The organism is Exiguobacterium sp. s141, from assembly GCF_018618085.1.
Classification (GTDB): Bacteria; Bacillota; Bacilli; order Exiguobacteriales; family Exiguobacteriaceae; genus Exiguobacterium; species Exiguobacterium mexicanum_A.
In genome coordinates this window covers 22,964-41,175 of record NZ_JACSLJ010000009.1, presented here as the reverse complement: position 1 = coordinate 41,175, position 18,212 = coordinate 22,964, and the positions used below count along the sequence as shown (strand labels likewise).

The following is an 18,212-nucleotide window of genomic DNA, read 5'->3' as shown; positions in this document are numbered from 1 at the left end:
ATAAAATCTGGATTATTCGTTGATTTCGTTTACAGTCACAAGGTGCGACACCTTTTTGATCATACCGCGCATCGCTACGTTGTCAGGGACAACGACAGTCTGATGCATTTTACGAAGACCGAGTGTACGTACTGTTACACGCTGATCCTCAGGACGACCAATGATGCTGCGTGTGAGGGTGATTGCGAGTTTCGCCATGTCTAATTCCCTCCCTTATTTAAGAAGTTCTTCTACGCTTTTACCGCGTAGTTTAGCAACTTCCTCTGCTTTTTTAAGCTCTGTCAAGCCTTGTACCGTCGCACGGACGATGTTGATTGGTGTGTTAGATCCAAGCGATTTCGAAAGGATGTCACCTACACCTGCAAGTTCGAGCACTGCACGAACTGGTCCACCTGCGATAACCCCAGTACCTTCAGAAGCTGGTTTCATGAATACACGACCTGCTCCGAATACTCCTGTGATTTCGTGTGGAATTGTTGTACCGACCATCGGTACTTGAACCATGTTTTTCTTAGCGGCTTCAATAGCCTTGCGGATCGCTTCTGGCACCTCTTGTGCCTTACCTGTACCGAAACCGACGTGACCATTCTTGTCACCTACGACGACGAGAGCGGCGAAACGGAAGCGACGGCCACCTTTCACGACTTTCGCGACGCGGTTTACGGTAACAACGCGTTCTTCGAGTTGTTCCATGTTAACGTCTAACTGGCGCATCGAGTGTCCCCTCCTTTTTGTTAGAATTTAAGACCTGCTTCACGAGCTGCTTCAGCAACAGCTTTGACGCGGCCATGATAGAGGTATCCACCACGGTCGAACACAACAGTGTCGATACCTTTCTCGAGTGCACGTTCAGCTGCAAGTTTACCAACAGCTTTCGCTGCTTCAACGTTGCCGCCGTTTGTAAGATCGAGAGCTTTATCTTTCGAAGATGCTGACACAAGCGTTGTTTGTGCTGCATCATCGATGAGTTGAACGTAGATGTGCTTGCTCGAGCGGAATACGTTCAAACGTGGACGAGCTGCTGTCCCCGCGATCGTACGACGTACACGAGCATGACGTTTCTTACGAACTGCATTTTTGTCTGCTTTTGTGATCATTTATGCCACTCCTTTCCGTTCATTTCGTGACGAATTACTTACCAGTCTTACCTTCTTTACGGCGAATACGTTCATCAGAGTAACGAACACCTTTACCTTTGTAAGGTTCTGGAGCACGGTACGAGCGGATTTGAGCTGCAACGTGACCGACGCGCTCTTTGTTAATCCCTTTAACGACGATTTGCGTGTTTGAAGGAACTTCGATCTCGATACCTTCTTCAGCAACGTACTCGATTGGGTGCGAGTAACCGAGGCTGAGGACGAGTTTGTTACCTTGCTTAGCTGCACGGTAACCAACCCCTGAGATCTCAAGTGTTTTCTGGAATCCGTTAGACACACCTTCCACCATGTTGGCGATAAGGGCACGTGTCGTCCCGTGGATCGTACGGTTCTCTTTCGAGTCATCCGGACGAACGACGTTCAATTCGTTCTCTTCAACTTTGATTTCCAAGGCTGGGTTAGCTGAAAGCGAAAGTTCACCTTTAGCACCTTTTACTGTGACCGTGTTGTCTTCTGCAACCGTGACAGTAACGCCAGCTGGAATCGTAACTGGTTTTTTACCAATACGTGACATTGATTACACCTCCGTTCTTGTTAGAAAAGTGACTTACCAGATGTAGGCGAGCACTTCGCCGCCGACTTGTTGTTGGCGAGCTTCTTTATCAGTCATAAGACCTTTTGATGTCGAAAGAACTGCGATACCGAGTCCTCCGAGTACTTTTGGTACTTCATCAGCTTTTGCGTATACACGAAGACCTGGTTTCGAAATGCGTTTGAGACCAGTGATAACACGTTCGTTGCTTGCTCCGTATTTAAGGAACAGACGAAGTGTACCTTGCTTAGCGTCCTCGATATATTCAACATCGCGAATGAAACCTTCACGCTTGAGGATCTCTGCAACCTCACGTTTGATATTAGAAGCTGGAAGCTCTAATTTTTCATGGCGAACCATGTTAGCGTTACGGATACGTGTAAGCATATCTGCAATTGGGTCTGTCATTACCATGCGATGTACCTCCTTTCACACTGTTAGTGGATTACCAACTTGCTTTTTTAACACCAGGGATTTGACCTTTGTATGCAAGATCACGGAACTTGATACGGCTGATCCCGAATTTACCCATGTAACCATGTGGACGACCTGTGATGCGGCAACGGTTATGAAGACGCACAGGTGAAGAGTTACGTGGCAATTTGCTGAGTCCGATGTAGTCGCCTTCAGCTTTCAATTGTGCACGTTTCTCAGCGTACTGGGCAACGAGTTTCTCGCGTTTTTGTTCGCGATTCACCATTGACTTTTTAGCCATGTTGTCGACCTCCCTTTAGATTATTTTTGGAATGGCATTCCGAGAAGTGTGAGCAATTCACGAGCTTCTTCGTCTGTGTTCGCTGTTGTAACAACAACGATATCCATACCGCGTACTTTTGTTACTTTATCGTAATCGATCTCAGGGAAAATAAGTTGCTCTTTCACACCAAGCGTGTAGTTACCGCGTCCGTCGAATGCTTTCTTCGATACACCGCGGAAGTCACGTACACGTGGAAGTGAAACAGTTACCAATTTGTCGAGGAAATCGTACATACGCTCGCCACGAAGAGTAACCTTCGCACCGATTGGCATGCCTTCACGAAGTTTGAAACCAGCGATTGATTTCTTAGCCTTCGTTACGAGTGGTTTTTGACCAGAAAGAATTGATAATTCTTCCACTGCCATGTCAAGAGCCTTCGAGTTCGAAACAGCGTCACCTACACCCATGTTGATGACGATCTTGTCGACCTGTGGGACTTGCATGACTGAGTCATAGTTGAATTTATCCATCATCGCTTTCACGATGTCGCTTTTATACTTCTCTTGCAAACGGTTCATAGTCGAATGGACCTCCTTTCGTCACGTTCTTCTTATTTATCGAGTACTTCGCCCGATTTCGCGACACGAACTTTTTTACCATCGACTACTTTGAAACCAACGCGAGTCGGTTTGCCCGTTTTAGGGTCGAGTGGCATGACGTTCGAGACGTGAATTGGTGCTTCGATTTCAAGGATACCGCCTTGTGGATTCGCTTGTGATGGTTTCGAGTGTTTTTTAATCACGTTGATACCTTCTACGACTACGCGGTTCTTGCTTGGCATAGCTTTGAGGATAACCCCTTGCTTGCCTTTATCTTTACCAGACATTACCTGGACTGTATCGCCTTTTTTAACATGCATCGTTTTGCGCACCTCCTTATAGGATTGAAATTGGAAATTAAAGTACTTCCGGTGCCAACGAAACGATCTTCATGAATTCTTTTTCACGAAGTTCACGTGCAACTGGCCCGAAGATCCGAGTGCCGCGTGGGCTCTTGTCATCTTTGATGATGACTGCTGCGTTCTCATCGAAACGGATGTACGAACCATCTTTACGACGAGCGCCGCGTTTTGTACGAACGACAACTGCTCTGACAACGTCACCTTTTTTAACAACGCCACCTGGTGTTGCTTGTTTTACCGTCGCGACGATGATGTCACCGATGTTGGCAGTCTTACGACCTGAACCACCGAGGACTTTAATTGTCAACAGTTCACGCGCGCCAGAGTTGTCTGCTACTTTCAAGCGAGATTCTTGTTGAATCATGCGAGTGTACCTCCCTCCGGATGTTTATAGATCCGAACTGTTATTAGATGATTACTGATTCTTCTACTACTGTTACGAGACGGAAACGTTTGTCTTTAGAAAGCGGACGTGTTTCCGCGATGCGGACGACATCGCCGATTTTAGCGACATTGTTCTCATCGTGCGCTTTAAATTTCTTCGTGTAGTTTACACGTTTGCCATAAAGCTTATGACGTACTTTTGTTTCAACTGCAACGACGATCGTTTTGTCCATTTTGTCAGACACGACGCGTCCAGTGAGTACTTTACGCTTATTGCGTTCCATGAGTGTTACCTCCTCTTAAAGAATCCGATTAGATTAGCCGTTGTTGATGCCGAGTTCGCGTTCACGAAGAATCGTTTTAGCACGCGCAATCGACTTGCGTACTTCACGGATACGAGCAGGATTCTCAAGCTGACCTGTAGCTAATTGGAAACGAAGGTTAAAGAGTTCTTCTTTCCATTCGCCTACTTTACCGTTGAGCTCTTCAGTTGTTGATTGACGGAGATCAGTTGCTTTCATTCGTATCACCACCATTTTCTTCACGTTTCACGAACTTACATTTCACTGGAAGTTTGTGCGCTGCAAGACGAAGTGCCTCACGTGCAACTTCCTCAGATACACCCGCGATTTCGAACATTACTTTGCCAGGCTTAACTACAGCCACCCAGCCTTCTGGAGCACCTTTACCCGAACCCATTCGGACTTCGAGAGGCTTTTTCGTGTATGGCTTGTGTGGGAAAATCTTGATCCACACTTTACCACCACGTTTCATATAACGTGTCATTGCGATACGTGCTGATTCGATTTGACGGTTTGTGATCCAGCTCGCTTCGAGCGATTGGAGACCGAATTCACCGAAATGTACTGTTGTGCCGCGTTTTGCATTTCCGCGCATTTTACCACGGTGTACACGACGATATTTCACGCGTTTAGGTAACAACATAGTGTGTTGCCTCCTTCCTGAAAGAGTGTTTATTATTCAGCGTTTTTAGCTGTGTTGTTTTTTGTTGGAAGAACTTCACCATGGTACAACCAGACTTTAACTCCGATTTTACCATAAGTTGTGTCAGCTTCAGCTGTTCCGTAATCGATATCGGCACGGAGTGTGTGAAGTGGAACTGTTCCTTCTGAGTACTTCTCTGAACGAGCGATATCAGCGCCACCAAGACGACCAGAAACTTCTGTTTTGATCCCTTTGATGCCAGTGCGCATCGAACGTTGGATTGATTGCTTCATTGCACGACGGAATGACACACGGCCTTCCAATTGACGAGCGATGTTTTCAGCAACAAGTTTAGCGACAGCGTCCGCGTTTTTCACTTCAACAACGTTGATGTGAACACGTTTGCCTTCAGCAAGCTTGATGATGTTTTTGCGGAGTGACTCGATTTCCGAACCACCCTTACCGATAACCATACCTGGTTTCGCAGTGTGAAGCGAAATGTTCACGCGATTTGCAGCGCGTTCGATTTCTACTTTAGAAATACTAGCATCCTTCATTTTGTTTTCGATGTATTCACGAATAACGAAGTCTTCATGAAGGAGATCTGCGTAGTCTTTCTCAGCGTACCAACGCGAATCCCAGTCTTTGATAATACCAACGCGAAGACCGTGCGGATTTACCTTTTGACCCACTACATATCCCTCCTTATTTCTCAGTTACCACGATGTGGATGTGGCTTGTGCGTTTGTTAATACGGCTTGCGCGACCCATCGCACGTGGGCGGAAGCGTTTGAGTGTTGGACCTTCGTTGACGTAGATTTCCGACACCACAAGGTTCTCAATATTCATATCGTAGTTGTGCTCTGCGTTTGCAATCGCTGACTTCAATACTTTTTCAACGATTGGCGACGCTGCCTTGTTCGTGTGAGCAAGGACAGAGAGCGCTTCGCCGACTTGTTTCCCGCGAATTAAGTCTACAACGAGACGTGCTTTGCGAGGAGCAAGACGGACCATATTAGCTGATGCTTTAGCTTGCATGGATTTGACCTCCCCTCAAATTACCGTTTCGTTTTCTTGTCTGATCCGTGACCTTTGTACGTGCGTGTTGGAGCGAATTCACCAAGTTTGTGACCGACCATGTCTTCTGTCACGAATACTGGTACGTGTTTACGACCATCGTGTACACCGAACGTGTGACCCATGAATTCTGGGAAGATTGTCGAGCGACGTGACCAAGTTTTGATGACTTGCTTCTCACCAGATTCGTTGAGTTTGTCAACTTTAGCGAGCAAATGGTGATCTGCGAATGGACCTTTTTTCAAGCTGCGACCCATGATAGAACCTCCCTTTGGAATGATTCGGGAACGGCTCTTTCGAACCGCCCGAGAATCATGTAGTAATTATTTCTTGCGACGACGAAGAATGTACATGTCGCTCGATTTGTTTTTCTTACGAGTTTTAAGACCAAGAGCTGGTTTACCCCAAGGAGTAAGTGGGCCCGAACGACCGATAGGCGCACGACCTTCACCACCACCGTGTGGGTGATCAACCGGGTTCATTACAGAACCACGTACTGTTGGGCGTTTGCCTAACCAACGTGAACGTCCTGCTTTACCGATGTTTACGAGTTCGTGTTCTTCGTTACCAACTGAACCGACTGTCGCGCGGCAAGTGCCGAGGAACAAGCGTGATTCACCTGATTGAAGACGAACGATGACGTACTTGCCGTCACGTCCTTGGATTTGTGCCGATGCACCAGCCGCACGAACAAGCTGACCGCCCTTACCAGGCTTAAGCTCGATGTTGTGGATAGTAGTACCGACAGGGATGTTCACGAGTGGAAGAGCGTTCCCCACTTTGATATCCGCCTCAGGACCAGACATGATTTCCATGCCTACTTTGATGCCCTTAGGAGCGAGGATGTAACGTTTCTCACCATCTGCATAGTTGATGAGGGCGATGTTCGCTGAACGGTTTGGATCGTATTCGATCGTAGCAACGCGTCCGACGATGCCATCTTTGTTACGTTTGAAATCGATGATACGGTATTTGCGTTTGTGCCCGCCACCTTGGTGACGTACAGTCAAACGACCTTGGTTGTTACGACCGCCTTTTTTCGAAAGCTTTTCAGTTAACGATTTTTCAGGACGGTTCGTTGTGATCTCTGCAAAGTCGAGAGATGTCATGTTACGGCGACCGTTAGTGGTCGGCTTAAACTTTTTAATTGCCATCGAGGATTCCCTCCTTTTCTTCTAAGGTAGTAAATTAACCGAGGAAGTCGATTGTGTTGCCTTCAGCAAGGGTTACGATCGCTTTTTTACGACGAGCTGTGTAACCAGAGTGACGACCGACACGTTTCGCTTTCGGTTTCATGTTCATTGTGTTTACCGAAGCAACTTTCACATTGAAGATTGTTTCGATAGCGTACTTCACTTGCGATTTAGTCGCTTTAACGTCGATTTCGAAAACGTATTTGTTAGCTTCCATGAGGCTAACAGAACGCTCAGTGATGATAGGACGTTTGATGATATCGTATGCTTGAGCCATTATGCAAGCACCTCCTCTACCTTCGCAACCGCATCTTTAGTGAAGATGACTTTGTCGTTAGCAACGAGGTCAAGAACGTTAACGCCTGCTGCCTCGATCACAGTCACTCCTGGGATGTTACGAGCTGCGAGAGCGATAGTCTCATTGTAGTCCGCTGTGACTACAAGAGCCTTACGTTCTACTGACAAGCTGTTCAATACAGCAGCCATGTCTTTTGTTTTTGGTGCATCGAAAGCAAGGCCTTCGAGGACGATCATTTCGTTGTTTTTCACTTTCGACGAAAGTGCCGAGAGAAGTGCTAAACGACGAACTTTTTTAGGAAGCTTGTAAGAGTATGAACGTGGTGTTGGACCGAAGACTGTACCACCACCAACCCATTGTGGTGAGCGGATAGAACCTTGGCGCGCACGACCAGTTCCCTTTTGTTTCCATGGTTTACGGCCGCCACCGCGTACTTCCGAGCGACCTTTCGTATCGTGAGTACCTTGACGGCGTGATGCTTGTTGCATGACGATCGCGTCGTAAAGTACTGAGTCGTTAGGCTCGATACCGAAAATGGCTTCTGCCAATTCGATCTCGCCAACTTGTGAACCTGTTTGGTTAAGCAAAGCTACTTTAGGCATTCGTAATTCCTCCTTTCCGTGCAGTTAATTAGTTACCTTTTACCGCTGTTTTGATGATGACGTTCGACTTGCGAGCGCCTGGGATTGCGCCTTTAACGAGTACAAGGCCGCGTTCCGCGTCAACTTTGACAACTTCAAGGTTTTGAATCGTTTTACGCTCGCCACCCATTTGACCAGGAAGAAGCTTCCCTTTAAATACGCGGTTAGGAGCTACAGGACCCATCGAACCAGGACGACGGTGGTAGCGCGAACCGTGAGCCATTGGTCCACGTGATTGTCCGTGACGCTTGATCGCACCTTGGAATCCTTTACCTTTCGATGTACCTGTTACGTCTACTAATTCACCTGCAGCGAAAATGTCCGCCTTGATCTCTTGACCGATTTCGTATCCTTCTACTGAAGTACGAATCTCTTTCATGAAGCGCTTAGGTGTCGCGTTTGCTTTCGCAGCGTGACCTTTTGCCGGTTTGTTTTGACGTGATTCTTTGATGTCGCCGAAACCGAGTTGAACTGCTTCGTAACCGTCTGTTTCAACTGTTTTAAGTTGAAGCACAACGTTCCCTTCGACAGCAACTACTGTTACCGGTACGACTTCGCCTGCTTCGTTGAAGATTTGAGTCATACCAAGTTTTGTTCCTAAGATTCCTTTAGCCATGAGATACACCTCCTGTTTAATAATTATTGTCTCTTCTGGCTAGTATCTACTATATGAAGAATTAAAGTTTGATTTCGATGTCAACACCTGATGGTAATTCGAGGCGCATAAGCGCATCAACCGTTTTTGGTGTTGGGTTAACGATGTCGATCAAGCGTTTGTGTGTACGCATCTCGAACTGCTCACGAGCATCTTTGTACTTGTGAACCGCACGAAGGATCGTGTAGATCGATTTTTCAGTTGGAAGCGGGATTGGTCCCGAAACCTTTGCACCTGAACGCTTCGCAGTATCAACGATTTTCTCAGCTGATTGATCGAGTACGCGATGGTCGTATGCTTTTAAACGAATACGGATTTTTTCATTTGCCATGTAAGTTTCCCTCCTTTGTCGCCTATTTTTAAAAATAGACAGTTCTCCGCGGAAATTTCCACACCGGCCATGGCAAAGCTGCCTGGCGTGTCATAACCTCCCGCTTCATCGCAGCGTGCTTGTGTCAGCAGAGGTATCCGATCATTGCAAATCAACGATTGGACCCGATTTCTGCTGTAAAGTCTCTCACCACTCGCACAAACACTTAATCATTATATCGAATCTACATATGAAATGCAAGATTTGATTTTTAAATTGCGCCGGATGTCTGATGAGTTGTTCAACGTTCACTAATGTAACAAGATTTGAACCCATTTGCAAGCTATTTTCCTTCTTTTGTTGAACTATTTGTTACAAGAACCGCCATGCCAACTCTACCTAGCGTTTCATACGTGCTCCGAAGCGTTCCGTGACGGATTCGATGACCGAGGCGGGGGCTCGTTTCAAGCAGGTTTGGACGATCGTTTCATTCATTGGATGAGTCTCGAAGTATTGCCTTAACCGTTCAAGCTTATCGATACGGTTCATTACCGTATACAGTACGACCCACTCTTCGAGATGCATCCAACTGCCGACCGGTTCAATATATGGATGTGTATAGATTCCATCGGTGCACTTCATCCGAAAACTAGCCATCACATCAATGTCTCCGCCCTCGAACTCATATTCGCCAAAATAGGTCGTTACGTAATCTGGATGAGGCGTCGACTCGACTTTTTTTCCAGCACGGCTCAGTACTTGATCGACTCGCTCGAATTGATCCGGTTCGACAAACACATCCAAGTCGTTCGCCGTTTCAATTATCCCATGATGCTTCAGTAACGTCGACCCACCGAACCGACACGCGATCCCGTTCAGCCGACATAACGTTTCGACTTGCTTCTCCATCTTCGTCTCCCCTTTCGTTCGACATATGTCCCATCTTACCACGTCTTGCCACAAAACAAAAAAGCAGCCCGCAAAATGCGGACTGCTTGAAAGGTCAGTGAATCAATCGATTACTCGATGATTTCAGTTACTGAACCAGCGCCTACTGTACGGCCACCCTCACGGATTGAGAAACGTGTTCCGTCTTCGATCGCGATTGTAGAAATCAATTCGATCGTCAACTCGATGTTGTCTCCTGGCATTACCATTTCAGTACCTTCTGGAAGGTGAACGATACCTGTTACGTCAGTTGTACGGAAGTAGAACTGCGGACGGTAGTTCGCGAAGAATGGCGTGTGACGGCCACCCTCTTCTTTAGAAAGAACGTAGATTGAAGCTTTGAATTTTGAGTGCGGCGTGATTGAACCTGGCTTAGCAAGTACTTGTCCACGCTCGATGTCTTCACGTGATACACCACGGAGAAGAGCACCGATGTTATCGCCAGCTTCAGCGTAGTCGAGAAGCTTACGGAACATCTCTACACCAGTACATACAGTTTTCTTAGTTTCTTCTGTAAGACCAACGATTTCAACTTCGTCGTTGACGCGGAGAACACCACGCTCAACACGACCAGTCGCTACAGTACCGCGACCAGTGATTGAGAATACGTCCTCAACTGGCATCATGAATTCTTTGTCCGTGTCACGAACTGGCTCAGGGATGTACTCATCAACTGCGTTCATGAGTTCCATGATTTTTTCTTCCCACTGAGCTTCGCCGTTAAGCGCGCCAAGTGCAGAACCTTTGATTACAGGAAGGTCGTCGCCTGGGAAGTCGTACTCAGAAAGAAGTTCACGGATTTCCATTTCAACGAGCTCGAGGAGTTCTTCGTCGTCAACCATGTCAACTTTGTTCATGAATACGACGATGAAAGGAACACCTACTTGACGTGAAAGAAGGATGTGCTCACGTGTTTGTGGCATTGGGCCATCAGTTGCCGAAACAACGAGGATCGCGCCGTCCATTTGTGCAGCACCAGTGATCATGTTTTTAACATAGTCAGCGTGACCTGGGCAGTCAACGTGTGCATAGTGGCGTTTTTCTGTTTCGTACTCGATGTGAGCTGTTGCGATTGTGATACCGCGCTCACGCTCTTCAGGAGCACCATCGATTGCGTCAAACTTTGTAGCTGTTTTCCCTTGTGCTTTTGAAAGTACAGCTGAGATCGCTGCAGTCAAAGTTGTTTTACCGTGGTCGACGTGGCCGATTGTACCAACGTTAACGTGCGGTTTAGAACGGTCGAATTTTTCTTTACCCATTCTAGATTCCTCCTCTATTAGACAATTAGTTTTTTATTTAACTAGGAAGACGTAGGCTACTTTTAACATACGTCCTCCTTAGCTTACAACAATCAATTAAGCGTTACAACCGTTATTAGCCGTTCGCTTTTTTGATGATTTCTTCTGCGATTGACTTCGGTACTTCTTCATAGTGATCGAAGTGCATCGAGTACGTTCCGCGTCCTTGCGTACGTGAACGAAGCGATGTCGCATATCCAAACATTTCTGAAAGTGGAACCATTGCTTTAACGACTTGAGCGTTACCGCGTGCTTCCATACCTTCTACGCGTCCACGGCGTGACGTGACGTCACCCATGATGTCTCCCAAGTATTCTTCTGGGATGACAACTTCAACACGCATCATTGGCTCAAGGATGACAGCTTTCGCTTGATCCTTAAGTTGTTTTACCGCCATCGAAGCAGCAACTTTAAACGCCATCTCGTTCGAGTCGACATCGTGGTACGATCCGAAGACGAGAGCAGCTTTAACGTCAACTACTGGGTAACCCGCGAGGATACCGTTTTCGAGAGCTTCTTCAATCCCGCTTTGAACAGCTGGGACGTATTCACGTGGTACAACACCACCGACGATTTTGTTCTCGAATGCGAATCCAGCGCCTTCTTCGTTCGGCTCGAATTCTACGACAACGTGACCGTACTGACCGCGACCACCTGATTGACGTACGAATTTCGAATCGATCTTCGCAGCGCCACGGATTGTCTCACGGTAAGCAACTTGTGGTGCACCTACGTTAGCTTCTACTTTGAATTCGCGACGCATACGGTCAACGAGGATATCAAGGTGAAGCTCACCCATACCAGAGATGATTGTTTGACCAGTCTCTTGGTTTGTTTCAGTGCGGAAAGTTGGATCCTCTTCTGCGAGTTTCGCGAGAGCTTGACCCATCTTGTCTTGGTCAGCTTTCGATTTAGGCTCGATTGCGACCGAGATAACTGGTTCTGGGAATGTCATTGACTCGAGAACGACGTTGTCTTTCTCTGAGCAAAGCGTATCACCAGTCGTAGTATCTTTAAGACCAACAGCTGCGGCGATGTCACCGGCATATACCATTGGAATTTCTTCACGGCTGTTCGCGTGCATCTGAAGGATACGACCGAGGCGCTCGCGCTTACCTTTAGTCGAGTTCTTCACATACGAACCAGCTTGTGCTGTACCAGAGTACACACGGAAGAATGTCAATTTACCGACGTAAGGGTCAGTCATGACTTTGAACGCAAGTGCCGAGAATGGCGCTTCGTCCGAAGGTTCACGCGTGATTTCTTCTTCTGTATCGAGGTTAACCCCTTTGATTGACTCAACGTCAACTGGTGACGGGAGGTAATCAACAACAGCGTCCAACATCAATTGAACACCTTTGTTTTTGAAGGCCGAACCAACGAGTACAGGGTAGAATTCTACGCTAAGCGTTGCTTTACGAATACCAGCTTTGAGTTCTTCAATTGAGATCTCTTCGCCTTCGAGGTATTTCATCATCAACTCTTCGTTGTAGTCCGCAACCGCTTCGATCAATTGACCACGAAGTTCTTCAGCTTGGTCAGCCATGTCAGCTGGGAAGCCATCGATTACTTCGATGTCAGTACCGAGGTCGTTTGAGTACATGTACGTCTTCATCTCAACGAGGTCAACGATTCCTTTGAATTCGTCTTCCGCGCCAATTGGAAGTTGGATTGGGTGTGCATTTGCTTGGAGACGCTCGTGAAGTGTTTTCACCGAGTACAAGAAGTCCGCACCGATCTTATCCATCTTGTTGACGAATACGACACGTGGAACACCATAAGTCGTCGCTTGACGCCATACAGTTTCTGTTTGTGGTTCAACACCTGACTGTGCGTCAAGTACTGCAACTGCGCCATCAAGTACACGGAGTGAACGTTCAACTTCAACTGTGAAGTCTACGTGTCCAGGTGTATCGATGATGTTTACACGGTGGCCATTCCACTGTGCAGTTGTCGCAGCAGAAGTGATCGTGATTCCACGCTCTTGCTCCTGCTCCATCCAGTCCATTTGTGAAGCTCCTTCATGAGTTTCACCAATTTTGTGGATACGACCTGTGTAATAAAGAATACGTTCAGTTGTTGTCGTTTTACCGGCATCAATGTGAGCCATGATCCCGATGTTACGAGTATTCTTTAGGGAGAATTCTCTTGCCATACTGGGTATTCTCCTTCCGCATGTGTTTTTCGTGTGCTGGCACACGATATGATTATACCCGAAAGCCACTCCATTAAGCCACCGCTTGGTGACGTGGAGTGGACTTTACGTTTAAATTACCAACGATAGTGAGCAAACGCTTTGTTTGCTTCTGCCATCTTATGCATGTCTTCGCGTTTCTTAACTGAAGCACCAGTGTTATTGGCTGCATCCATGATTTCGTTCGCGATACGTTGCTCCATCGTTTTCTCGTTGCGGAGACGAGCGTAGTTCACGAGGTAACGAAGACCAAGTGTCGTACGGCGCTCTGGACGAACTTCAACAGGAACTTGGTAGTTTGCTCCACCGACACGGCGAGCTTTAACTTCAAGTACAGGCATGATGTTGTTCATTGCTTCTTCGAACACTTCCATAGGCTCTTTGCCTGAGCGTTCAGCGATGAGGCCAAATGCGTTGTAAATGATAGTTTGAGCTGTACCTTTTTTACCGTCTAACATGACACGGTTAATGAGGCGAGTTACCAATTTCGAGTTGTAGATCGGATCTGCGATAACGTCACGACGTTCTGCACGGTTTTTACGCATCCGAGTACCCTCCTTTCAAAATTTCAGTAGTTTTTAGTTAGCGAGAATTACTTCTTCGCAGCTTTCGGACGTTTCGTACCGTATTTAGAACGGCCTTGCATACGTCCGTCAACACCTGCAGTGTCAAGCGCACCACGAACGATGTGGTAACGTACCCCTGGTAAGTCTTTTACACGTCCTCCACGGATAAGAACAACGCTGTGCTCTTGAAGGTTGTGGCCAATACCTGGAATGTACGCAGTCACTTCGATTTGGTTAGTCAAACGAACACGAGCATACTTACGTAATGCCGAGTTCGGTTTCTTCGGAGTCATTGTACCAACACGTGTACAAACACCACGTTTCTGTGGCGAGCTCACGTTTGTTTGTGACTTGATGAAACTGTTGTAACCTTTGTTAAGTGCTGGAGAGTCAGATTTAACGACTTTCGATTTACGTCCTTTACGGACTAACTGGTTGATAGTAGGCATCTTTGAAGATCCTCCCTTCCTGAATTATGCTATTTTCTAGACCCACCGACCCGGGTGGTTCATTTAAGGTCATAACGAAACGCTTTTACGAGGCGTAGGCATTCCATGACCTCGCAAAAACGTGAGTTATACCTTGAAAGTGGCAATAATAGCAGCCAAACCTTTCCGGAGAAAGATTGGGTGACGTCCAAGTAGCTTGCCGACTGCTGGACATCGTTGTCATCGACAACAACCGATTGGCGGCACTAAATCATAGTAGCACCGCCAACCCATGCTGTCAAGACGTTTTTATTCTACCGTCGTGTCTTCGAGAACGGCTTTCGTCTCTTCTTCTTTGAGTTCGACATCGCGGTAAACCGGCATCCCAGTACCAGCTGGAACGAGTTTCCCGATGATGACGTTCTCTTTGAGTCCGAGGAGATAGTCGCGCTTACCTTTAATGGCAGCATCCGTCAATACACGAGTCGTTTCTTGGAACGAAGCGGCTGAGAGGAACGAATCTGTCTCAAGCGATGCTTTCGTGATTCCGAGAAGGACCGGTTTCGCTGTTGCCGGGCTCTTGCCATCGCGGAGAGCATCTTTACATGCTTCTTTGAAGACGCTGATGTCGACGAGCGAACCAGGGAGAAGCGGTGTGTCACCAGATTCGATGACTTTAACGCGGCGAAGCATTTGGCGAACCATAACTTCGACGTGCTTATCTCCGATTTCTACCCCTTGCATGCGGTAAACTTTTTGTACTTCTTGGAGAAGATAGTTTTGAACACCAGAGACCCCACGGACGGCGAGCAATTCTTTCGGATCGATCGACCCTTCTGTGAAGACTTCTCCGGCCTCTACCGTATCTCCGATTTGGACACGGAGACGTGCTCCGAACGGAATCGTGTACGTGCGTGTTTCACTGAGTCCTTCGACCGTAAGTTCACGCTTGTCACGCGATTCTGTAAAGTCGATAACCGTACCAGGGATTTCCGAGATGACTGCTTGCCCTTTCGGGTTACGAGCCTCGAATACCTCTTGGATACGCGGAAGACCTTGTGTGATATCATCCCCGGCTACCCCACCTGTGTGGAAGGTACGCATTGTAAGCTGTGTTCCTGGCTCACCGATTGATTGCGCGGCGATGATTCCGACAGCTTCGCCGACTTCAACATTTGAGCCAGTCGCCAAGTTGCGGCCGTAACATTTCTTACATACGCCATGTGACGTGTTACATGTAAAGGCTGTACGGATTTCAACTCGTTCGATTCCAGCGTCGACGATGTCGCGAGCGAGATCTTCGGTAATCAATTGGTTCTTCTCGACCATGACTTCACCCGTTTCCGGATGTGCCACTGTCTCGAACGCTGTACGGCCGACGAGGCGGTCATACAAGTTTTCGATTTCTTCCGTGCCTTCGCGGAGAGCGGCGACGCGGATTCCGCGGTCCGTTCCACAATCTTCTTCACGGATGATGACATCTTGAGCTACGTCTACAAGACGACGCGTCAAGTAACCTGAGTCAGCCGTCTTAAGGGCTGTATCGGCAAGACCTTTACGCGCACCGTGCGTCGAGATGAAGTACTCTTGTACCGTCAGACCTTCACGGAATGAAGATTTGATCGGAAGTTCGATGATGCGGCCAGATGGAGCGGCCATCAAACCACGCATCCCTGCGAGCTGCGTGAAGTTGGACGCGTTACCACGGGCACCTGAGTCAGACATCATGAAAATTGGGTTCAAGCGATTGAGGGATTTCATCAATCGTGATTGAATCTCATCCTTCGCTTCGTTCCAAGAGCGTACAACGCGCTCGTAACGCTCATCTTCAGTGATGAGACCGCGACGGAATGACTTCATGATTTGATCGACTTGAGTTTGCGCTTCATCAAGGATCTCTTGTTTGTCCGGAAGAACGATGATATCAGCGATTCCGACCGTCACACCGGCTTTCGTCGAGTGTTTAAAGCCGAGATCTTTCATCCGGTCAAGCATGCGGCTTGTTTCAGTCGTTTCGAACTTCTGGAACACTTCCGCGATGACTTTTCCAAGGAATCCTTTTTTGAACGGCTCAACCAAAGGACGTGAGGCGATTTCTTCCGCCACGTTGGCACCTTTGTCGATGAAGTACTTGTCAGGCGTTGCTTCCTGCAAGTTTTCCATCGTCGGCTCGTTCAAGTATGGGAACGTGTTCGGCAAGATCTCGTTAAAGATCATCTTACCGACCGTTGTGATCAACAATTTCTCGTTTTGCTCATCTGTGAACGTCGGGTTGTTGAGCGTGCGTGCTGGAAGAGCGACACGTGTATGCAAGTGGACATAGCCATTTTGATACGCGATGAGCGCTTCGTTCACGTTCGACAAAATTTTCCCTTGTCCGACGGCATCGTCGCGTTCAAGCGAGATGTAGTAGTTACCGAGGACCATATCCTGCGATGGTGTAACAACTGGTTTTCCGTCTTTCGGGTTCAAGATGTTTTGCGCTGCGAGCATGAGAAGACGAGCTTCCGCTTGTGCTTCAGCAGAAAGTGGGACGTGAACCGCCATTTGGTCACCATCGAAGTCGGCGTTATAAGCCGTACATACGAGCGGGTGAAGGCGAATCGCGCGACCTTCGACGAGAATCGGTTCGAAAGCTTGAATCCCTAGGCGGTGAAGCGTTGGGGCACGGTTCAAGAGAACCGGATGCTCACGAATGACTTCTTCGAGAACGCCCCAGATTTCTGGTTGCATCTTCTCAATCTTACGTTTGGCGTTCTTGATGTTCGACGCGATGCCGCGACCGACAAGTTCTTTCATCACGAACGGTTTGAAGAGTTCAAGGGCCATCTCTTTCGGGAGACCACATTGGTACATCTTCAAGTTTGGACCAACGACGATAACCGAACGTCCTGAATAGTCGACCCGTTTACCAAGAAGGTTTTGACGGAAACGACCTTGTTTCCCTTTCAACATGTGTGAAAGTGATTTCAATGGACGGTTACCTGGACCTGTTACCGGACGACCACGACGACCGTTGTCGATGAGGGCGTCAACCGCTTCTTGAAGCATACGCTTCTCGTTTTGCACGATGATGTTCGGCGCGCCGAGATCGAGCAAACGTTTAAGACGGTTGTTCCGGTTGATGACTCGACGATACAAATCGTTCAAGTCAGATGTCGCAAAGCGTCCACCGTCGAGCTGCACCATCGGGCGAAGCTCAGGCGGAATGACAGGAAGTACTTCGAGGATCATCCAATCTGGATCATTGCCTGATGTGAAGAATGCATCGAGCACTTCAAGGCGTTTAATCGCACGTGTACGACGCTGACCTTGAACTGTCTTCAATTCTTCGCGGAGTTCTCCGACTTCCTTCTCGAGTTGTACGTCTTGAAGGAGTGTCCGGATCGCTTCCGCACCCATGTCTGCTTTGAAGTCACTACCGTATTTTTCACGGTAGAGACGATATTCTTTTTCCGAGAGAAGTTGTTTCTTCTCGAGCGGAGTGTCACCTGGCTCCGTCACGACGTACGACGCGAAGTAGATCACTTCTTCGAGTGCACGTGGTGACATGTCGAGAACAAGCCCCATTCGGCTTGGAATCCCTTTGAAGTACCAGATGTGCGAAACTGGTGCCGCGAGCTCGATATGGCCCATACGCTCGCGACGCACTTTCGCTTTCGTCACTTCAACGCCACAGCGGTCACAAATGACTCCTTTATAACGGATCCGTTTGTACTTTCCGCAGTAACATTCCCAGTCTTTCGTAGGACCGAAGATTCGTTCACAGAACAATCCGTCCTTCTCTGGTTTGAGTGTACGATAGTTGATCGTTTCCGGCTTTTTGACTTCCCCGTAAGACCACGAACGGATCTTCTCAGGTGAAGCCAAGCCGATTTTCATATATTCAAATCGATTAACATCTACCAAGGGGCCGACCTCCCTTTTC

The 18,212-nt window shown here is 47.7% G+C and carries 26 protein-coding genes; all 26 read right to left on the bottom strand.

Annotation, left to right across the window (positions count from 1 at the left end):
- Positions 1-12: 12 nt before the first annotated feature.
- A complete protein-coding gene (gene rpmD / locus KNP74_RS13930) occupies positions 13-198 on the bottom strand; it encodes a 50S ribosomal protein L30 (protein ID WP_214709841.1) in 186 nt (61 codons plus the stop codon).
- Between the two features lie 15 nt (positions 199-213).
- Entirely contained in the window at positions 214-714 is a 501-nt protein-coding gene (gene rpsE, locus KNP74_RS13925; protein WP_034817136.1) for a 30S ribosomal protein S5, read from the bottom strand.
- Positions 715-734: 20 nt separating this feature from the next.
- Positions 735-1,097, bottom strand: coding sequence for a 50S ribosomal protein L18 (gene rplR / locus KNP74_RS13920; RefSeq protein WP_138858564.1), 363 nt, complete (start codon positions 1,095-1,097; stop codon positions 735-737).
- Between the two features lie 34 nt (positions 1,098-1,131).
- Positions 1,132-1,671 (bottom strand): 50S ribosomal protein L6, encoded by a 540-nt coding sequence (gene rplF / locus KNP74_RS13915; protein WP_034781691.1) that lies wholly within the window; start codon positions 1,669-1,671, stop codon positions 1,132-1,134.
- 33 nt (positions 1,672-1,704) lie between these two features.
- Positions 1,705-2,103 (bottom strand): 30S ribosomal protein S8, encoded by a 399-nt coding sequence (gene rpsH / locus KNP74_RS13910; RefSeq protein ID WP_021066614.1) that lies wholly within the window; start codon positions 2,101-2,103, stop codon positions 1,705-1,707.
- A gap of 31 nt (positions 2,104-2,134) precedes the next feature.
- Positions 2,135-2,404, bottom strand: a complete 270-nt coding sequence (gene rpsN / locus KNP74_RS13905; protein ID WP_021066613.1) for a 30S ribosomal protein S14 — start codon at positions 2,402-2,404, stop codon at positions 2,135-2,137.
- Positions 2,405-2,424: 20 nt separating this feature from the next.
- On the bottom strand, positions 2,425-2,964 hold the full coding sequence (gene rplE, locus KNP74_RS13900) for a 50S ribosomal protein L5 (protein WP_016508927.1): 540 nt from the start codon (positions 2,962-2,964) through the stop codon (positions 2,425-2,427).
- Between the two features lie 32 nt (positions 2,965-2,996).
- Positions 2,997-3,305, bottom strand: a complete 309-nt coding sequence (rplX, locus tag KNP74_RS13895; RefSeq protein ID WP_021066612.1) for a 50S ribosomal protein L24 — start codon at positions 3,303-3,305, stop codon at positions 2,997-2,999.
- Between the two features lie 37 nt (positions 3,306-3,342).
- Positions 3,343-3,711 carry a 50S ribosomal protein L14 gene (rplN, locus tag KNP74_RS13890; protein WP_012727667.1) on the bottom strand — a complete coding sequence of 123 codons (369 nt, stop codon included), beginning with the start codon at positions 3,709-3,711 and terminating at the stop codon, positions 3,343-3,345.
- Between the two features lie 43 nt (positions 3,712-3,754).
- Positions 3,755-4,015: a 30S ribosomal protein S17 gene (gene rpsQ, locus KNP74_RS13885; protein ID WP_021066611.1), complete on the bottom strand. Its 261-nt coding sequence runs from the start codon at positions 4,013-4,015 to the stop codon at positions 3,755-3,757.
- Positions 4,016-4,048: 33 nt separating this feature from the next.
- Complete coding sequence (gene rpmC, locus KNP74_RS13880) at positions 4,049-4,252, bottom strand: 50S ribosomal protein L29 (protein ID WP_012727669.1); 204 nt, start codon at positions 4,250-4,252, stop codon at positions 4,049-4,051.
- Complete coding sequence (rplP, locus tag KNP74_RS13875; RefSeq protein ID WP_016508922.1) at positions 4,239-4,676, bottom strand: 50S ribosomal protein L16; 438 nt, start codon at positions 4,674-4,676, stop codon at positions 4,239-4,241. The genes rpmC and rplP overlap by 14 nt, the downstream gene beginning before the upstream one ends.
- A 32-nt stretch (positions 4,677-4,708) precedes the next feature.
- A complete protein-coding gene (gene rpsC, locus KNP74_RS13870) occupies positions 4,709-5,368 on the bottom strand; it encodes a 30S ribosomal protein S3 (RefSeq protein ID WP_128124031.1) in 660 nt (219 codons plus the stop codon).
- 13 nt (positions 5,369-5,381) lie between these two features.
- On the bottom strand, positions 5,382-5,714 hold the full coding sequence (gene rplV, locus KNP74_RS13865) for a 50S ribosomal protein L22 (RefSeq protein WP_034781699.1): 333 nt from the start codon (positions 5,712-5,714) through the stop codon (positions 5,382-5,384).
- A 20-nt stretch (positions 5,715-5,734) separates the two neighbouring features.
- Entirely contained in the window at positions 5,735-6,010 is a 276-nt protein-coding gene (gene rpsS, locus KNP74_RS13860; RefSeq protein WP_012727673.1) for a 30S ribosomal protein S19, read from the bottom strand.
- 66 nt (positions 6,011-6,076) lie between these two features.
- Positions 6,077-6,907 carry a 50S ribosomal protein L2 gene (rplB, locus tag KNP74_RS13855; protein WP_034781701.1) on the bottom strand — a complete coding sequence of 277 codons (831 nt, stop codon included), beginning with the start codon at positions 6,905-6,907 and terminating at the stop codon, positions 6,077-6,079.
- A 34-nt stretch (positions 6,908-6,941) separates the two neighbouring features.
- Entirely contained in the window at positions 6,942-7,223 is a 282-nt protein-coding gene (gene rplW / locus KNP74_RS13850; RefSeq protein ID WP_034781704.1) for a 50S ribosomal protein L23, read from the bottom strand.
- Positions 7,223-7,846 carry a 50S ribosomal protein L4 gene (gene rplD, locus KNP74_RS13845; protein ID WP_034781706.1) on the bottom strand — a complete coding sequence of 208 codons (624 nt, stop codon included), beginning with the start codon at positions 7,844-7,846 and terminating at the stop codon, positions 7,223-7,225. Before rplD ends, rplW begins: the two co-directional genes overlap by 1 nt.
- 28 nt (positions 7,847-7,874) lie before the next feature.
- Positions 7,875-8,501 carry a 50S ribosomal protein L3 gene (gene rplC, locus KNP74_RS13840; RefSeq protein WP_034781707.1) on the bottom strand — a complete coding sequence of 209 codons (627 nt, stop codon included), beginning with the start codon at positions 8,499-8,501 and terminating at the stop codon, positions 7,875-7,877.
- A gap of 61 nt (positions 8,502-8,562) precedes the next feature.
- Complete coding sequence (rpsJ, locus tag KNP74_RS13835) at positions 8,563-8,871, bottom strand: 30S ribosomal protein S10 (protein ID WP_012727678.1); 309 nt, start codon at positions 8,869-8,871, stop codon at positions 8,563-8,565.
- A 378-nt stretch (positions 8,872-9,249) separates the two neighbouring features.
- On the bottom strand, positions 9,250-9,759 hold the full coding sequence (locus KNP74_RS13830) for a nucleotidyltransferase family protein (protein WP_214712652.1): 510 nt from the start codon (positions 9,757-9,759) through the stop codon (positions 9,250-9,252).
- A 110-nt stretch (positions 9,760-9,869) separates the two neighbouring features.
- Entirely contained in the window at positions 9,870-11,057 is a 1,188-nt protein-coding gene (gene tuf / locus KNP74_RS13825) for an elongation factor Tu (RefSeq protein WP_131437953.1), read from the bottom strand.
- A gap of 115 nt (positions 11,058-11,172) precedes the next feature.
- Positions 11,173-13,251 (bottom strand): elongation factor G, encoded by a 2,079-nt coding sequence (gene fusA / locus KNP74_RS13820; RefSeq protein ID WP_214709845.1) that lies wholly within the window; start codon positions 13,249-13,251, stop codon positions 11,173-11,175.
- Between the two features lie 116 nt (positions 13,252-13,367).
- Entirely contained in the window at positions 13,368-13,835 is a 468-nt protein-coding gene (gene rpsG, locus KNP74_RS13815) for a 30S ribosomal protein S7 (protein ID WP_021066600.1), read from the bottom strand.
- Positions 13,836-13,882: 47 nt separating this feature from the next.
- Positions 13,883-14,305 carry a 30S ribosomal protein S12 gene (rpsL, locus tag KNP74_RS13810; RefSeq protein ID WP_012727683.1) on the bottom strand — a complete coding sequence of 141 codons (423 nt, stop codon included), beginning with the start codon at positions 14,303-14,305 and terminating at the stop codon, positions 13,883-13,885.
- A gap of 288 nt (positions 14,306-14,593) precedes the next feature.
- Positions 14,594-18,193, bottom strand: a complete 3,600-nt coding sequence (gene rpoC / locus KNP74_RS13805) for a DNA-directed RNA polymerase subunit beta' (RefSeq protein ID WP_138858562.1) — start codon at positions 18,191-18,193, stop codon at positions 14,594-14,596.
- Between the last annotated feature and the right edge of the window lie 19 nt (positions 18,194-18,212).

Excerpts from the sequence above, each read along its gene's own strand:
- rplB (WP_034781701.1), bottom strand. The coding sequence starts at position 6,907 with ATGGCAATTAAAAAGTTTAAGCCGACCACTAACGGTCGCCGTAACATG.
- rpsL (WP_012727683.1), bottom strand. The coding sequence starts at position 14,305 with ATGCCTACTATCAACCAGTTAGTCCGTAAAGGACGTAAATCGAAAGTC.
- rplE (WP_016508927.1), bottom strand. The coding sequence starts at position 2,964 with ATGAACCGTTTGCAAGAGAAGTATAAAAGCGACATCGTGAAAGCGATG.
- rpsE (WP_034817136.1), bottom strand. The coding sequence starts at position 714 with ATGCGCCAGTTAGACGTTAACATGGAACAACTCGAAGAACGCGTTGTT.
- KNP74_RS13830 (WP_214712652.1), bottom strand. The coding sequence starts at position 9,759 with ATGGAGAAGCAAGTCGAAACGTTATGTCGGCTGAACGGGATCGCGTGT.
- rplC (WP_034781707.1), bottom strand. The coding sequence starts at position 8,501 with ATGGCTAAAGGAATCTTAGGAACAAAACTTGGTATGACTCAAATCTTC.
- rpmD (WP_214709841.1), bottom strand. The coding sequence starts at position 198 with ATGGCGAAACTCGCAATCACCCTCACACGCAGCATCATTGGTCGTCCT.
- rpsG (WP_021066600.1), bottom strand. The coding sequence starts at position 13,835 with ATGCGTAAAAACCGTGCAGAACGTCGTGACGTTATCGCAGATCCGATC.
- rpsH (WP_021066614.1), bottom strand. The coding sequence starts at position 2,103 with ATGGTAATGACAGACCCAATTGCAGATATGCTTACACGTATCCGTAAC.
- rpsJ (WP_012727678.1), bottom strand. The coding sequence starts at position 8,871 with ATGGCAAATGAAAAAATCCGTATTCGTTTAAAAGCATACGACCATCGC.
- rplX (WP_021066612.1), bottom strand. The coding sequence starts at position 3,305 with ATGCATGTTAAAAAAGGCGATACAGTCCAGGTAATGTCTGGTAAAGAT.
- rplF (WP_034781691.1), bottom strand. The coding sequence starts at position 1,671 with ATGTCACGTATTGGTAAAAAACCAGTTACGATTCCAGCTGGCGTTACT.
- rpsS (WP_012727673.1), bottom strand. The coding sequence starts at position 6,010 with ATGGGTCGCAGCTTGAAAAAAGGTCCATTCGCAGATCACCATTTGCTC.
- rplV (WP_034781699.1), bottom strand. The coding sequence starts at position 5,714 with ATGCAAGCTAAAGCATCAGCTAATATGGTCCGTCTTGCTCCTCGCAAA.
- rplN (WP_012727667.1), bottom strand. The coding sequence starts at position 3,711 with ATGATTCAACAAGAATCTCGCTTGAAAGTAGCAGACAACTCTGGCGCG.
- rplW (WP_034781704.1), bottom strand. The coding sequence starts at position 7,223 with ATGGCTCAAGCATACGATATCATCAAACGTCCTATCATCACTGAGCGT.
- rplD (WP_034781706.1), bottom strand. The coding sequence starts at position 7,846 with ATGCCTAAAGTAGCTTTGCTTAACCAAACAGGTTCACAAGTTGGCGAG.
- rplR (WP_138858564.1), bottom strand. The coding sequence starts at position 1,097 with ATGATCACAAAAGCAGACAAAAATGCAGTTCGTAAGAAACGTCATGCT.
- rpsN (WP_021066613.1), bottom strand. The coding sequence starts at position 2,404 with ATGGCTAAAAAGTCAATGGTGAATCGCGAACAAAAACGCGAGAAACTC.
- tuf (WP_131437953.1), bottom strand. The coding sequence starts at position 11,057 with ATGGGTAAAGAAAAATTCGACCGTTCTAAACCGCACGTTAACGTTGGT.
- rplP (WP_016508922.1), bottom strand. The coding sequence starts at position 4,676 with ATGTTGTTACCTAAACGCGTGAAATATCGTCGTGTACACCGTGGTAAA.
- rpsQ (WP_021066611.1), bottom strand. The coding sequence starts at position 4,015 with ATGGAACGCAATAAGCGTAAAGTACTCACTGGACGCGTCGTGTCTGAC.
- fusA (WP_214709845.1), bottom strand. The coding sequence starts at position 13,251 with ATGGCAAGAGAATTCTCCCTAAAGAATACTCGTAACATCGGGATCATG.
- rpmC (WP_012727669.1), bottom strand. The coding sequence starts at position 4,252 with ATGAAAGCAACTGATCTCCGTCAATCAACAACTGAAGAGCTCAACGGT.